Here is a 14,972-nt window from a genome sequence, read left to right as displayed (position 1 = left end):
AGAGAGCTTATGCAAAGCCAGTTGATGGGCAAGGTGCGCAAGGCACCCGAAAACTTTGTGCGGGCGGACGATGTAGGTACGGTGTTTGCCGAAGCCCGGGCAGGTCGGCGTGACTTCATTCGCGGGGCTTTCGCGGCCGCGGCGACCAGCGCTGCAGCCGTCCATGCGCAGGGTCGGCAGGCCGTGAGCGCTGAGGGAGACCCCAATATTCTGGAGCTGCCCGCACACAGCAAGGGCCTGGGTCAGCCGGTGGTCACCGACGGCTACGGCAAGCCCTCCAGGTACGAGGCCAATGTGCAGCGCCGCCAGAGCCCGGGTCTGACCCAGACCAAGCAGGCCTCGGTATCGTTTGCGCCGCTGCAGTCGCTGTTCGGCATCGTCACGCCCAGCGGTCTGCATTTCGAGCGTCACCACCAGGGCTGGTGGGACATCGACCCCTCTAGGCACAGGCTGATGATCAATGGTCTGGTGAAGAATCCCAAGGTCTTCACCATGGACGAGATCATGCGTCTGCCCTCGGTGTCGCGCTTTCATTTCATAGAATGCGGCGCCAACACCGGCATGGAGTGGGGCAATGTGGCCGTGCCCACGGTGCAGTACACACACGGCATGCTGTCGTGCAGCGAGTTCACGGGCGTTCCCCTGATTACGCTGCTGGAGATGGCCGGTGCCGATCTCAAGAAGGGCAAGTTCATTCTGGCCGAGGGGGCGGATGGCTCGTCGATGACGCGAACCATCCCCGTAGAGCTGATTACCTCGGGCGAAGTGTTGGTTGCCTACGGCCAGAACGGCGAGATGCTGCGGCCCGAGCAGGGCTATCCGCTGCGCCTGGTGGTGCCGGGCGTGCAGGGCGTGAGCTGGGTGAAATACCTGCGCCGCATCGAGGTGGGCGATATGCCTTATGCAGCCAAGGACGAGGCGATCCACTATGTGGACCTGATGCCCGACGGACAGCACCGCCAGTATTCCAGCATTCAGGAGTGCAAGAGTGTGGTCACCACGCCGTCCGGCGGCCAGATGCTGCTGGACAAGGGTTTCTACAACATCACGGGCCTGGCCTGGTCGGGGCGTGGCAAGGTCAAACGCGTGGATGTGAGCGTGGATGGCGGTCGGAACTGGCGCACGGCCCGGCTCGAAGGGCCGGTGATGGGCAAATGCCTGACGCGCTTCAATCTGGACTGGGTCTGGAATGGCGAGGAATGCATCATCCAGAGCCGCGCCATGGATGAGACCGGTTATGTGCAGCCCACCTACCAGCAACTGCGTGCCGCGCGCGGCACGCGCTCCATCTATCACAACAACTCCATCCAGTCTTGGGCGGTACGAGCCAACGGGGAGGTCGCCAATGTTCAGCTTGCGTAAACCGCTGGTGCTGCTGACGCTGCTTGCCATGGGCGTGGCCGCCGGGCCCGCTGCGGCGCAGAGCAAGTCTGCCGAAGACCGCTATCCCGGCGTGGGCCGCAATGCCACGGGCAAGGAGGTTCTGGCCTGGGATATCGATGTGCGCCCCGACTTCAAGGGGCTGCCCGCAGGCTCGGGCTCGGTGCAAAAAGGCATGGATGTGTGGGAAGCCAAATGTGCATCCTGCCATGGGGTGTTCGGCGAATCCAACGAGGTGTTCAGCCCGCTGGTCGGCGGCACCACGGCCGAGGACATCAAGACCGGACATGTGGCGCGGCTCAAGGATCCGGCCTTTCCGGGCCGCACGACCATGATGAAGGTGGCCACGGTGTCCACGCTGTGGGATTACATCAATCGTGCCATGCCCTGGAATGCGCCCAAGTCGCTGTCCACCGAAGAGGTGTATGCCGTCACGGCCTATCTGCTCAACCTCGGTGGCGTGGTGCCCGAGAGCTTCACGCTCAGCGACACGAACATTGCCGAGGTGCAGCGCAAGCTGCCCAACCGCAATGGCATGACGACTCGGCATGCTCTGTGGCCCGGCAATGAGTTCGGCAAGAGCGCCAGGCCCGATGTGCAGGCCACTGCCTGCATGAGCAACTGCGGCCCCGAGCCCAGGCTGCGCTCGGCCTTGCCCGAGCATGCCAGCAACAACCACGGCAATCTGGCTCAGCAGAACCGGCTGGTCGGTGCCCAGCGCGGCATCGAGACCGATGGCGGTGCAAGCAAGGCGGTCAAGCCTGCGGTTGACAGGAAATCGGGCAGTGCGGCACCGACGGCATTGCTGGAAAAGAACGCCTGCATGGCTTGCCACGGCATGGCGCAGAAACTCGTCGGCCCGGCCTTCAGCGAAATTGCCAGCAAGCACGGTGGCCAGCTGGACTATCTGGCAAACAAGATCAGGGTCGGAGGCTCCGGCGTCTGGGGATCAACACCCATGCCGCCCCAGCCCAATCTCAGCGATGCTGATGCCAAGGTGATTGCCCAGTGGCTGGCGGCGGGCGCCAAGCCCTGATGCAGCTTGTGTCGTGCGACTGTGAAGTGAATGAAAAGGAGACAAAGATGAAACGTAGAGACGCCCTCAGGAACAGTGCGGCCGTGCTCGGCATGCTGGTGGCCGCCGGCCTGCTGCCGCAAGCAGCGCAGGCTGCCTATAACAAGACCGCTTTCGACGCCAAGACCGTGGCCGATGTGCTCAAGGCCATGGGAGCTGCTGCGCCTGCCGAGAGCAAGGACGTGACGCTGACGGCGCCCGACATCGCCGAAAACGGGGCCGTCGTGCCCCTGGGCGCAGCGACCAGCCTGCCCAATGTGAAGCAGATGCTGGTGCTGGTGGAAAAGAACCCCAACACGCTGGTTGCGGCCTTCACCGTCAACGAGGCGCTGGAAGCCAACTTCCTGACCCGCGCCAAGCTGGGGCAGTCCTCCGATGTGTATGCCGTGGCCATCACCAATGACGGCAAGGCTTTCTATGCCAAGAAGGAAGTCAAGGTCACCCTCGGTGGCTGCGGCGGTTGATTGCAACCAATCATCTGAAAAAGGAGAAGAACATGGCTGATCCAATGCGTATTCGTGCCCAGGCTGCAGGTGACAAGACCACCGTGCGCGTGCTGATGTCCCATGAAATGGAGACCGGCCAGCGCAAGGATGCGGAAGGCAAGACCGTGCCCGCCTGGTTTATTCAGGAGGTGACGGCCGCGCACAACGGCAAGCAGGTGCTGCAGGCTGAGTGGGGGCCTGCGGTTTCCAAGAACCCGTTTCTGCAGTTCGTGGTCAAGGGTGCCAAGGCTGGCGACAAGATCTCGGTGAGCTGGAAGGACAACAAGGGCGAGACCCGCACCGATGAAGCGACCGTGAGCTGAGCACGGCAGAGACAGCGGCTGGCCGTCGGCCAGCCTTCACCCCAGTCCAGAATCAATCAAAAAACAAAGAGGTGCCCCATGAGACATTCCTCCCCGGGCCAGGCGGCTGCCGTCGTGCTGGCCTTGTGCATGGCCGCGCCGGTGCTGGCGCAAAAGTCCACAGCCGACGGCATTGCCGAGTACCGCGAGATGCTGCAGGACGGCAACCCTGCCGAGCTGTTCGAGATGAAGGGCGAGGAGCTGTGGAAGCAAAAGCGCGGCCCCCGCAAGGCGTCCATGGAGCAGTGCGATCTGGGCAAGGGGGCGGGCGTGGTCAAGGGCGCATTTGTGGAGCTGCCGCGCTATTTTGCCGACACGGGCAAGGTGCAGGATCTGGAGTCGCGCCTGCTGACCTGCATGGAAAGGCTGCAGGGGCTGGACGCGCAAAAGATTGCGGCAACACCGTTCGGCAAGGACGAGCAAAAGAACATGGAAGGGCTGGTGGCCTGGATTTCATCGCAGTCCAAAGGCATGAAGTTCAACCTGCCCCAGGGCCATGCGCAGGAAAGGCAGATGTACGAGGCAGGCAAGCGCATGTTCTATATGCGCGGCGGCCCGCATGATTTTGCCTGTGCCTCCTGCCATGGTGCGGATGGCAAGCGAATCCGCATGCAGGATCTGCCCAATCTGACCAGGAACCCCGGGGCTGCGGAAGGCTTTGGCGCATGGCCCGCCTACCGGGTCTCATCGGGCGAGCTTTGGAGCATGCAGCGCCGCCTCAACGACTGCTTCCGTCAGCAGCGCTTTCCCTATCCCGGTTACGCCAGCGACGTGACGGTGGCGCTGGGTGTGTTCATGGGCGTCAACGGCAAGGGCGGGACGTCGACCGCACCGGCCATCAAGCGATAAGGAGGCCCTATGCGCAAGCAAAAACACATGCCGTACCTGGCCGTAGCCGCATCGTTGCTGGTGCTGGGCTGTGCCTCCGTCGACGGGGCTGCGGACATCGATGCCTTGACGACCAAGATGGTGCAGACCTCTTTTCGCGATCAGGGCATCGCCAAGGTCGATCGCCTGCAGCAGGACGAATCGAATGCGGCCTGCAGTGCTGCCGATGCATCCGGCAAGCCGCTTGCGCCTGAGCGTGCGCAAGCCATCGAAGCTGCCAATCTCAAGACCGTCAAATGGCCTCAGGATGGCAAGCTGCTCGGCGACTGGAAGGAGGGTGAAAAAATCGCCCAGAACGGTCGTGGCATGACCTGGAGCGACAAGGCAGGCAGCGCCAATGGCGGCAATTGCTACAACTGCCACCAGATCAGCAAGGAAGAAATCTCCTTTGGCACGCTGGGCCCCAGTCTCTACAACTATGGAAAGATTCGCGGCATCAAGGATCCGGGTAGCCCCGAATCCAGAGCCATCGTCGAGTACACCTGGGGCAAGATCTGGAACGCCAAGGCCTACAACGCCTGCTCGGGCATGCCCCGCTTCGGTCACTCCGGCATCCTCACCGAAGCGCAGACACGAGATCTTGTCGCCTTGCTTGTCGATCCTGCCTCTCCCGTCAACAAATAGCCTTCTTCAAGCGGCGCTGCTGCTTGCCCGTCTCGCAGTGCTGAGCCATCCGGCAGGGGGACGAGACCGGGCGGCGCAGCATTGCGGACATGGCTTGTGCCAGTTTGGATAGCGCGGAGCGTCCTGTCGACGGAAATGCCCGCGCTTGTCCCTGGTTGGCACAAGTACCAACGGATATCACCATGAGTCTTTCCAAACGCGAATTTCTGCAAGTGCTGGCGGCAGCCAGTGTCTCGGGCATGGGATTGCAGCGCTATGCCTACGCCGATCAGTCGCTGGCCGACAAGGCCTTGTATGAGGTGGCACCGTTCGGCAATGTGTCCCTGTTGCATATGACGGACTGCCATGCTCAGCTCAACCCGATTCACTTCCGCGAGCCCAGTGTCAATCTTGGTATCGCTGCGATGAAGAACCAGCGCCCGCATCTGGTGGGCGAGCATCTGCTGCGCTCCGTGGGCATCAAGCCAGGCTCGGCGTCGGCCCATGCCTTCAGCTATCTGGACTTCGAGGCGGCGGCCAGGCGCTACGGCAAGGTGGGCGGGTTTGCCCATCTGTCCACGCTGGTCAAGCGCATGCGCGCCTCGCGTCCTGGCGCACTGCTGCTGGACGGCGGCGATACCTGGCAGGGCTCTGCCACTTCGCTCTGGACCAATGCCCAGGACATGGTGGATGCCTGCAAGCTGCTGGGCGTGGACGTGATGACTGGCCATTGGGAATTCACCTACGGCATGCAGCGCGTGCAGGAGATCATCGACAAGGATTTCGGCACGCAGCTCGACTTTGTGGCACAAAACGTCAAGACCGCCGATTTCGGCGATCCGGTGTTCAAGCCCTATGTGATCCGTGAGATCAACGGCATGCTCGTGGCCATCATCGGCCAGGCCTTTCCGTACACGCCGATCGCCAACCCGCGCTACATGGTGGCGGACTGGAGCTTCGGCATCCAGGACGACAATCTGCAGAAGATGGTGGACGAGGTTCGCACCAAGGGCGCCAAGGTGGTGGTCGTGCTCTCGCACAACGGCATGGACGTGGACCTCAAGATGGCCAGCCGCGTGCGCGGCATAGACGCCATCCTGGGCGGCCACACGCATGACGGCATGCCTGTGCCCACGCTGGTGCAGAACGCGGGCGGCAAGACCATAGTCACCAACGCGGGCTCGAACGGCAAGTTTCTCGGTGTGCTGGACTTCGATGTGAGGGACGGCAAGGTGCGCGGCTTCCAGTACCGACTGCTGCCGGTGTTCGCCAACATCCTGCCGGCCGATGCCCAGATGCAGGCGCTGATCACCCGAGTGCGTGCGCCCTATGAAAGCCGGCTGGGCGAAGTGCTGGCGCGCACCGACGGCACGCTGTACCGCCGTGGCAACTTCAACGGCACGGGCGACCAGTTGCTGCTGGACGCCATGATGGAGGTGCAGAATGCGCCGATTGCCTTCTCGCCGGGCTTTCGCTGGGGGACATCGTTGCTGGCCGGGCAGGACATCACGCGCGAATGGCTGATGGACATGACGGCCACCACCTATTCCTATGCCACGGTGACCGAGATGACGGGGGCCACGATCAAGACCGTGCTCGAAGACGTGGCCGACAATCTCTTCAACCCCGACCCCTACTACCAGCAGGGCGGCGACATGGTGCGCGTGGGCGGTCTGCAATACCAGTGCGACCCGGCGGCTGGCGCGGGCCAGCGCATCAGCGACATGCGCCTGAACGGTCAGCTGCTGGAAGCGGACAAGAAATACAAGGTGGCCGGCTGGGCGCCGGTGGCCGAGGAAGCCAGGACGGCCGGCAACAAGCCGATCTGGGAGCTGGTCGAGCCCTGGCTCAAGGACCGCAAGACGCTCGGGCCGCGCCGGCTTGACGAGCCAAGACTGATCAATGTCGGCGGCAATCAGGGGCTGGCCAAGGCCTGATGAAAGCTGATTGGAAAGCCGATTAAGACAGTGTTATTGCGCGGGCTGGGGTATATGCCATTGCCTTGAAGCCGGGCCGCGCCGTCCAATGCCCGCATGAGTCCTGCCGAGTTTGATTCCCTGACGGCCACCGTTCTGGTGGCCATTTTGTTGCTGGCCGCTGTGCTGGGCTTTGTGATGCGCGAGACCCGCTTTTGCACCGTGGGCGCGATCAGCGATGTGGTGTATTTGCAGGACTGGGGACGGGCGCGCCAGTGGTGCATGGCCATCGCCGTGAGCATGCTGGGCTTCACGGCGCTGGCGCTGTGGGGTCAGTTGCAGGTGGGCGATGCCCTTTATGCCAGCCGCCGCTTGCTGTGGCTGTCGGCCCTGGCGGGAGGGCTGTTGTTTGGCGGCGGCATGGTGCTGGCATCGGGTTGCGGGGCCAGGAATCTGACCCGGCTGGGCAGCGGCAGTCTCAAGGCGCTGGTGGTGCTGCTGGTCATGGGCGTGGCCGCCTTTGCCACGCTCAAGGGCATTACCGCCGTGGCGCGGGTGCGCTGGCTGGACAGCGTGCATCTTGAATTCCCGGCCCCGACCCTGCTGCCCGAATGGCTGGCCGGCCATATGGCCTGGCCCTTGACGCCATTGCGCGGCGTGCTGGGCCTGGGCCTGGGGGGCTTGCTGCTGTTGCTGGCCTTCGATCCCCGGCCCGGCGCCGAGCGCAGCCGGATCGTGCTGCTGGGCGGGCTGTTGGTCGGCCTGTGCGTGACGGCGGCCTGGTGGCTAGGCGGCCATCTGGCGCTGGTGGCCGAACACCCCGAGACGCTGGAGCAGGTCTATGCCGCGACCTATAGCGGTCGCATCGAGGCCTTCAGCTTTGTCACACCGGTAGCGCACACGCTGGACTGGCTGATGTTCTTCAGCGACCGCAACAAGGTGCTGACCTGGGGCATTGCCTCGGTCGCGGGCGTGGTTCTGGGCAGCTTTGTCCATGCGCTGTGGCGCAGGGACTTTCAGTGGCAGGGCTTTGCCGACCGTGGCGATCTGGCCCGCCATCTTCTGGGAGGGCTGATGATGGGCGTGGGCGGCGTGACGGCCATGGGCTGCACCGTGGGCCAGGGCATCAGTGCGATTTCCATGCTCAGCCTGGGCAGCTTTGTGGCGCTGGCCGGCATTGTGCTGGGGGCGGTGCTGATGCTGCGCCATCTGGCACAGACGGCATGAAGCACGGCAATTTCAATAGCTGCTTGCGCTTTCTGACAAACAGAATCAGCATGAAAACATGCTGAAAATGAGGGAAGGAGCGCAGTAGGTGCTCCTTTTTTTTATGGGCCGCAGCGTTTCAGAGCTTGCGCAGGCGCGCGGCTGCCTCGATCAGGGTTTCGTCCTTCTTGGCAAAACAGAAGCGCACCACGCGCTGATCGAAGCCGTCGCCGTAGAAGGCCGACAGCGGAATCGCTGCCACACCGATTTCCCGGACCAGCCACTGGCAGAACTCGGCCTCGTTGAGATCCGAGACCGAGGAGATGTCGGCACAGAGGAAATACGTACCGGCCGTGGGCAGCAGCTTCAGGCGCGAGCCCTGCAGGCCACCGAGGAATAGATCGCGCTTGGCCTGGTAGAAGGCCGAAAGCTCCATATAGGGCGCAGGGTCCTGCATGTACTGCGCAAGGCCCGCCTGCATGGGCGTGTTCACGGTGAACACATTGAACTGGTGCACCTTGCGGAATTCGGCGGTGAGGGCGGCGGGCGCGGCCACGGTGCCGACCTTCCAGCCCGTGACATGGTAGGTCTTGCCAAAGCTGGAGACGATGAAGGCGCGCTCGGCCAGGCCCGGGTAGCGGGCGCTGCTCAGATGCTCGGCACCGTCGAAGACCATGTGCTCGTAGACCTCGTCGCTGATCAGCAGCACATTGGTGGGCGCCAGCAGGGCTTCGAGCTGGCGCATTTCCGCATCGGTCCAGATGGTGGCGCTGGGGTTGTGCGGGCTGTTGATGATCAGCAGGCGCGTGCGCGGCGTGATGGCGGCCGCGATCCTGGCAAAGTCGGGGCGGAAGCTGCCGGGCGTCAGCGGCACTCGCACGGCCACGCCGCCGGCCATCTCGATATTGGGCACATAGCTGTCGTAGCAGGGGTCGAGCACGATGACTTCGTCGCCTGCATGCACGGTGGCCAGGATGGCTGTGAGAATGGCTTGGGTGGCACCGGCGGTAATGGTGATTTCGCTGCCCGCGTCATAGCGGCGGCCGTGCAGTGTTTCGATCTTAGCAGCCACGGCCTCGCGCAGCGCGGGCCAGCCCGCCATGGGCGGGTACTGGTTGTGACCGGCGCGCATGGCATCGTTGACAGCGTCGAGCAACCTGGGGTCGCAGCCGAAGTCAGGGAAGCCCTGGCCCAGATTGACGGCCTGATGCTCGGCGGCCAGCGCCGACATGACGGTGAAAATGGTGGTGCCCACATTGGGCAGCTTGCTGGGGAAGTTGGGAGTCACGATGGTCTTGCAATGCGTGGGCCGGGCACGCAGGCACCAGCCCTTGAGGCGGGCCGGATCAGAGCCCGAAGTCGTCCACGCTGCCGTTCATGGCGCGCATGATGAGGTCTCGCGAGAGTCGGTCGCTGAGCAGCTCGGCAAACCTGTAGACGAAGTTGCGCAAGTATGCGCCGCGCTTGATGGCCACACGGGCCACGCTGGTGCCGAACAGATGGCCGACGGGGCGTACCACCAGGTCATTGACGGGGTCGTCGCGCATGGCCATCTCGGCCACGATGCCAATGCCCAGGCCCAGACGCACATAGGTCTTGATCACGTCGGCATCGATGGCTTCCAGCACGATGTGCGGGTGCAGGCGGCGCATCTCAAAGGCCTGGTCGATCTTGCCGCGTCCGGTAAACGACGGGTGGTAGGTGATCAGGGCCTCCTGGGCGATGTCCTCCAGCGTGATGCGCTCTTTCTGCGCCAGCGGGTGGCCCGTGGGGATGACCAGCACGTGCTGCCATTCGTAGCAGGGCAGGGTCACCAGATCGGGATAGTCGGCCAGCGATTCGGTGGCCATGCCGATCTCGGCGACTTCGTCGATCACCATGCGTGCGACTTCGGCAGGAGTGGCCTGGTGCAGGCTGATGGTGACCTTGGGATAGAGCTCGCGCAGGCGTGCCACGGCGGGCGGCAGCACATAGCGGGCCTGGGTGTGGGTGGTGGCGATGCTCAGCGTGCCGCTGTCCTGGGCGCTGTATTGCTCGCCGATGCGCTTGAGATTGCCCACCTCGCGCATGATCAGCTCTATGCTCTTGAGGACTTCCTGTCCCGGCTCGGTGATGCGCTTGAGACGCTTGCCGTGGCGCGCAAAGATATCGATGCCCAGCTCTTCCTCAAGCTCGATGATGGCTTTGGAGACTCCGGGCTGGGAGGTGTGCAGGGCCTTGGCCGCCTCGGTGAGGTTGAGATTGCGGCGGGCGGCTTCCTGAACGAAGCGGAATTGATGCAGGTTCATGACGGCATGGACTAAGAACTTGCATCATTATGCTTCAAATATCTAAAGAAGCTATTTTTTATTTGAAATCTGTATGTTTGAGCGCTTCGGTGTCGGCTGCCGCCTCTATCGCCAACTGCGCCAGCAGGGACGTGACGCGAGGATTCTCACCCGCCGCGGTCTGCAGATCGAACCGACAGCCGGGATGCTGTCGGCGCAATTCGTCCAGCAGGCGCGGAATGTCTTCTCGTGCATGTTTGCCGGTACCGAGAAACAGCGGCAGCACGATCAGATGTTTGACACCTTGCGCAATCAGGGTCTGCGTGGCTGCAGGCAGATCCGGTGCGCAGGCATCCAGATAGGCGCAGATGCAGGGCAGGTCGGGGCGCATTGCCTCTACCAGCTGATGCACGGCCTCTATGGGCTGACGCCAGAGAGCGTCTCTGGAGCCATGGGCCAGCAGGATCAGACCGGTTTGATCTGGAGAAGGGCGTTGCTCGTCGTTCATGGCCTAGCGCCTCAGTACCAGCCAGCCAAAGGCCGAGAGCGATAGCGCGGTGTAGAGCAGGCCCGGCGCCGCGGCGGCCAGCCAGGGCCACCAGGACTGCAGGGTGCCGATATAGCCGAACACGTTGTTGAGCAGGAAGAAGCTGATGCCGGCCATCACCCCGCCAAACACATAGGCCGTGATACCGCCCGAGCGGAAATGCAGATAGGCAAAAGGCAGGGCGAGAACCACCATCACCAGGCAGCTCAGCGGGTAGAAGACCTTGCGCCAGAACTCGATTTCGTACTTCTGCGCCGCCTGGCCGTTGTCCTGCAGGTGGCGTACGAACTGGAACAGTGCAATCGTGGTCATGCGATCGGGCTTGAGCAGCGCGCCCGAGACCATGGCCGCAGTGACCTTGGTTGGCCAGTTCATGCTGGCTTCGCTGATTCGGCTGAGCTTGGTGACATCGCCCTCTTGAGCGACCTTGCTGCCCTGCACACCATTCAAGGTCCACAGCTCCTTGTCTTCATCGACCTGGGCAGATTGAGCGTTGATCTGCGCAGCGATGCGGCCCTTGCTGTCGAATTCAAAAATGCGCACGTTGACGAAATCTCCAGGGGCCTTGACGGCACCGACGTTGATAGCGACGGAGTGATCGCCTTGCTTTTCCTTGAGCCAGGCGCCTGTCGCGCCCCGGGAGATCTGCCCCTTGGCGACCACGCGCAATTTCTGGCTGAAGTTGTCGGCAGCAGGCGCAATATAGTCACCGACCAGCACGGTGAGAACTACAAAGCTCATACCCAGTACCAGCAGCGTGCGCAGCGCCAGCCAGGGCCCCATGCCGCTGGTGCGCATGATGGTGAATTCCGAGCTCTGGGCGAACTTTGCCATCACGAAGATGGCGCCGATCAGCACGGCAATCGGCATCAGCTCGTAGAGGTGGCCCGGAATGGACAGAGTCACGAGCAGCAGCGCGCGCGTGGCGGTGTAGCCTGCATTGCCGCTACCCACCCAGCGCATCTCATCGACCAGATCAAAAAAGAAGAACAGCGCCAGAAAGGCCAGCGAGACGTACAGAACGGCCTGTATGACTTCGCGATAGATCAGGTTGCGCAGAACTTTCATCGTGCGCTCTCCTGACGCTTGCCCGAGCGCCGCAGCAGGTCACGCGGTGACCAGCGGAAGTGGCGCGCCAGCAGTACCAGCACGCTGACGATCAGGATGCTTCCATGCAGCAGGCCCAGAATGCCCCACATGCCTATCTTGTTGGCGCTGACCCAGCTCTCGCCCAGGGTCATGAGGTTGTAGTAAACGATAAATGCGAAGAGGGCGATCATCAGGCTGCTGCTATTGCCCGCACGCGGGTTCACGCTGGAGATGGCCAGGCCCAGAATGACAAAATTCAGCGCGGCAAAGGGCAGGCCCAGGCGCCATGCCAGCACGGAGCGGGCGATCGGCTCGTCCTTGCCGATCAAGTCCTTGGTGGGCATGCTGCGCGCCGCCATCTCCTCGATGGTGACGGGGTTGTCGTTGTCGACCTGCACGCCGTATTCCTTGAATTCGGTGATGCGCACCGAGCCGTCGTCGCTGCGCGTCTCCATGCGCTGGCCGTCCTCCAGGATCACCATGCGCTGGCCCTTGATGACGGCCAGATGCGCGCCCTTGGCGGAGGTCACGGACTCCTTGCCGGGGTCGCGCGAGACCACGAAGACATTGCTGGCCGCCATGTCAGAAGGGGAATCCTTGTCGACGAAGAACACGCGTGTGCCGCCCGCCGATTCCTGGAACTCGCCGGGTGCGATGCGATCCAAGTCGCTGCGCTGCTGGAACTGGGTCTTGATCTGCTCGATTTGCTGATAGGACCAGGGCAGCACGCCGAGGGCCAGCACGGCGGTGATGAGAATCACTGGCCAGGCAAAGCGCAGCAAGGGCTTGAGCAGACTGGCCAGGCCCTGGCCGGCGGCAAACCAGATGACCATCTCGCTGTCGCGGTACATGCGGGAAAGAGATCCCACAATGGCGACAAACAGGCTCAGGCCCAGAATGGTCGGGAGTTGCCCGAGCACGGTGAAACCCATGACCAGCATCACGTCGGAAGGGCTGACACTGCCCTTGTAAGCCTGACCGAGGGTGCGGATCAGCATCATGGTCATCACCACAGTGATCAGAACCACGGCCGTCGCACCAAAGCTGCGGGCCAGCTCTTTGCGTATGGATGAATCGAATAACATTGGCTAAAAGGAAAACACCGATTATGAACTTTGAACTGAAGGCTCTGACCGCTGCCGCCGCAGCGCGTGAAAAATGTGATCTGCTGTTGGTGCTGGTTTCTGAACAGGCAGCATCGGGCACATTCGGCAGCGACGCCATCGGAGCCATGGTGGCTCATGCGGTGAAGCAGGGTGATTTTGCCCTGTCTTGCGGCAAGCAATTGCCTTTGTACCAAGTGCCCGCCATTGCCGCACGCCGTGTGGTGCTGCTGGGCGCGGGAGCTGGTACTCCCAAGGACGTGCGCAATGCCTTGGCCGGCTGCGGCGCGGTGCTCAAGACCGAAGGCATTGCCAAGGCCGTTGTGAGCTTTGCCTTTGATGCCGATGCCCAGGCTGTAGCGGCTGCCGTACAGGCGGTTGCCGATGCGACCTACCTCTATACCCACACCAAATCCCAGGCCAAGCCCATTGCGCTGACCAAGCTCGTGCTGGGCGTATCGTCCAAGACGGCTGCTGTTACCGCTGCTTTCAATACCGCAGTGGCGCAGCAGGAGGGCGTGGCCATGGCCCGCGAATGGGCCAACCGCCCGGCCAACCATGCAACGCCCACCTTGCTGGCCAACGCTGCCAAGAGCATTGCCAAGGCAGCACGCATGAGCTGCAAGATTCACGGCCCTGCCGATGTGGCCAAGCTGGGCATGGGCGCTTTCATGGCGGTGGCCCAGGGCTCGCGCGAACCCCTGCGCTTCATCGAATTGCACTACAACGGTGCGGCCAAGAGCGTGGCTCCCATCGTGCTGGTGGGCAAGGGCATCACTTTTGACACCGGCGGCATATCGCTCAAGCCTGCAGCCGAGATGGACGAGATGAAGTTCGACATGGGCGGTGCTGCCAGCGTGCTGGGCGTGTTCCAGGCGCTGGCCAGGCTGCAGCCGGCTATCAATGTCGTGGGCCTGATCCCTGCATGCGAGAACATGCCCGACGGTGCAGCCGTCAAGCCCGGCGATGTGGTGACCAGCATGAGCGGCCAGACCATCGAAATCCTCAACACGGACGCAGAAGGCCGCCTGGTGCTGTGCGATGTGCTGCATTACGCAGCGCGCTTCAAGCCTTCTGCGCTGGTCGATATGGCCACGCTGACTGGCGCTTGCGTGATCGCTCTGGGCGGTTTGCGCAGCGGCCTGTTTTCGACCAGTGACGAGTTGGCAGCCGCGTTGCAGACCGCTGGCGATGTGGCGCTCGATCCTTGCTGGCGCATGCCTCTGGACGAGGAGTACGCCGATGGCCTCAAGAGCAATTTTGCGGACATGGGCAATGTGGCAGGGCGCGCCGCAGGTGCGGTGACGGCCGCCAAGTTCCTGCAGAAATTTGTGGGCGATATTCCCTGGGCACATCTGGATATCGCCGGTACTGCCTGGAAGAGCGGTGCTGCCAAGGGAGCTACGGGTCGCCCCGTAGGCCTGCTGGTGCAATATCTGCTGGGTCAGGAAGGCCGGGTTGCCGCTGCAGCAGCGACTGCTGCCAGGACCCCGGTGGCTCGCAAGAGTGCTGCCAAACCTGCGGCTTCGCGCCGTACGCGTGTGACTGCCAAGGCTTCGGCTTAAGAAAAGTCGGCAGATGCGGCCTGGTTTCAGGCCGCATCTGCCGCCAAGAGTTGTGACAGAAATTGCCTTTCATTTCAATGCGCCAGACAAGCTGGGCTATGTGTGCCGATTCGCACGCAAGGCTCTGCGTCATGGTGCGCGCATCGTGGTTCTGGGGGATGGAGCTGCGCTGAGCCGGCTTTCGCCCCGTTTGTGGAGCGTGTCGGCCACGGATTTTCTCGCGCATGCTTGCGAGTCGGATGGAGCGCAGATGCTTGCTGCTTCTCCCGTCATCCTGGCCGAACACCTGCAGGACTTGCCTCATTACGATGTGCTGGTCAATCTCACGCCGCAGGTGCCATCGGGGTTTGAGCGCTTCGCGCGCGTGGTGGAAATCGTTTCTTCCGGCGATGAGATGGATCGCCAGGATGCGCGTGCCCGCTGGCGCGACTATGCAGCGCGTGGTTTTTCCATTGTCCGGCACGATCTGAATCTCAAGGGCTAGGT

Annotated in this window: 15 protein-coding genes; 10 read left to right on the top strand and 5 right to left on the bottom strand. The window is 62.8% G+C overall.

The genetic code is table 11. The features are described from left to right. The first annotated feature begins 9 nt into the window (after positions 1 to 9). From soxC to AAIL66_RS15365, 8 genes are all read left to right on the top strand, one after another. Complete coding sequence (soxC, locus tag AAIL66_RS15400; RefSeq protein ID WP_034409824.1) at positions 10 to 1,362, top strand: sulfite dehydrogenase; 1,353 nt, start codon at positions 10 to 12, stop codon at positions 1,360 to 1,362. Next, a complete protein-coding gene (locus AAIL66_RS15395; RefSeq protein ID WP_343497136.1) occupies positions 1,346 to 2,416 on the top strand; it encodes a c-type cytochrome in 1,071 nt (356 codons plus the stop codon). Before soxC ends, AAIL66_RS15395 begins: the two co-directional genes overlap by 17 nt. 47 nt (positions 2,417 to 2,463) lie before the next feature. Further along, a complete protein-coding gene (gene soxY, locus AAIL66_RS15390; protein WP_034361536.1) occupies positions 2,464 to 2,919 on the top strand; it encodes a thiosulfate oxidation carrier protein SoxY in 456 nt (151 codons plus the stop codon). 32 nt (positions 2,920 to 2,951) lie between these two features. Next, positions 2,952 to 3,263 (top strand): thiosulfate oxidation carrier complex protein SoxZ, encoded by a 312-nt coding sequence (soxZ, locus tag AAIL66_RS15385; RefSeq protein ID WP_003053938.1) that lies wholly within the window; start codon positions 2,952 to 2,954, stop codon positions 3,261 to 3,263. 78 nt (positions 3,264 to 3,341) lie between these two features. Next, entirely contained in the window at positions 3,342 to 4,151 is an 810-nt protein-coding gene (gene soxA, locus AAIL66_RS15380) for a sulfur oxidation c-type cytochrome SoxA (protein WP_034377614.1), read from the top strand. 9 nt (positions 4,152 to 4,160) lie between these two features. Next, entirely contained in the window at positions 4,161 to 4,814 is a 654-nt protein-coding gene (soxX, locus tag AAIL66_RS15375) for a sulfur oxidation c-type cytochrome SoxX (RefSeq protein ID WP_343497135.1), read from the top strand. A 182-nt stretch (positions 4,815 to 4,996) separates the two neighbouring features. Beyond that, on the top strand, positions 4,997 to 6,730 hold the full coding sequence (gene soxB / locus AAIL66_RS15370) for a thiosulfohydrolase SoxB (protein WP_343497134.1): 1,734 nt from the start codon (positions 4,997 to 4,999) through the stop codon (positions 6,728 to 6,730). A gap of 96 nt (positions 6,731 to 6,826) precedes the next feature. Next, complete coding sequence (locus AAIL66_RS15365; RefSeq protein WP_343497133.1) at positions 6,827 to 7,936, top strand: YeeE/YedE family protein; 1,110 nt, start codon at positions 6,827 to 6,829, stop codon at positions 7,934 to 7,936. Between the two features lie 118 nt (positions 7,937 to 8,054). On the opposite strand, the gene AAIL66_RS15360 is transcribed toward AAIL66_RS15365, so the two are convergent. Genes AAIL66_RS15360 through lptF form a run of 5 tightly spaced genes read right to left on the bottom strand, consistent with a single transcriptional unit; the run spans position 8,055 to position 12,903 of the window. Next, the gene (locus tag AAIL66_RS15360; protein ID WP_343497148.1) at positions 8,055 to 9,206 is read right to left on the bottom strand and encodes a pyridoxal phosphate-dependent aminotransferase; all 1,152 of its coding nucleotides are present in this window, start codon (positions 9,204 to 9,206) and stop codon (positions 8,055 to 8,057) included. Between the two features lie 55 nt (positions 9,207 to 9,261). Then, the gene (locus AAIL66_RS15355; RefSeq protein ID WP_003062823.1) at positions 9,262 to 10,203 is read right to left on the bottom strand and encodes a CysB family HTH-type transcriptional regulator; all 942 of its coding nucleotides are present in this window, start codon (positions 10,201 to 10,203) and stop codon (positions 9,262 to 9,264) included. 58 nt (positions 10,204 to 10,261) lie between these two features. Beyond that, on the bottom strand, positions 10,262 to 10,690 hold the full coding sequence (locus tag AAIL66_RS15350) for a CbiX/SirB N-terminal domain-containing protein (protein ID WP_343497132.1): 429 nt from the start codon (positions 10,688 to 10,690) through the stop codon (positions 10,262 to 10,264). Between the two features lie 3 nt (positions 10,691 to 10,693). Then, on the bottom strand, positions 10,694 to 11,797 hold the full coding sequence (gene lptG / locus AAIL66_RS15345) for an LPS export ABC transporter permease LptG (protein WP_343497131.1): 1,104 nt from the start codon (positions 11,795 to 11,797) through the stop codon (positions 10,694 to 10,696). Next, a complete protein-coding gene (lptF, locus tag AAIL66_RS15340) occupies positions 11,794 to 12,903 on the bottom strand; it encodes an LPS export ABC transporter permease LptF (RefSeq protein WP_003062830.1) in 1,110 nt (369 codons plus the stop codon). Before lptF ends, lptG begins: the two co-directional genes overlap by 4 nt. 23 nt (positions 12,904 to 12,926) lie before the next feature. Here lptF and AAIL66_RS15335 point away from each other — a divergent pair, with 23 nt between their 5' ends. Together AAIL66_RS15335 and AAIL66_RS15330 are read left to right on the top strand one after the other, a co-directional pair. Then, positions 12,927 to 14,486, top strand: coding sequence for a leucyl aminopeptidase (locus tag AAIL66_RS15335; RefSeq protein WP_343497130.1), 1,560 nt, complete (start codon positions 12,927 to 12,929; stop codon positions 14,484 to 14,486). Positions 14,487 to 14,538: 52 nt separating this feature from the next. Next, positions 14,539 to 14,970 (top strand): DNA polymerase III subunit chi, encoded by a 432-nt coding sequence (locus AAIL66_RS15330; RefSeq protein WP_034377606.1) that lies wholly within the window; start codon positions 14,539 to 14,541, stop codon positions 14,968 to 14,970. The last annotated feature ends 2 nt before the right edge of the window (positions 14,971 to 14,972 follow it).

It is taken from the genome of Comamonas sp. F1-6, assembly GCF_039581415.1.
Taxonomy (GTDB): Bacteria; Pseudomonadota; Gammaproteobacteria; order Burkholderiales; family Burkholderiaceae_C; genus Comamonas; species Comamonas thiooxydans.
The sequence above is the reverse complement of the archived record's forward strand: the minus strand, read 5'-3'. Positions and strand labels throughout refer to the sequence as shown.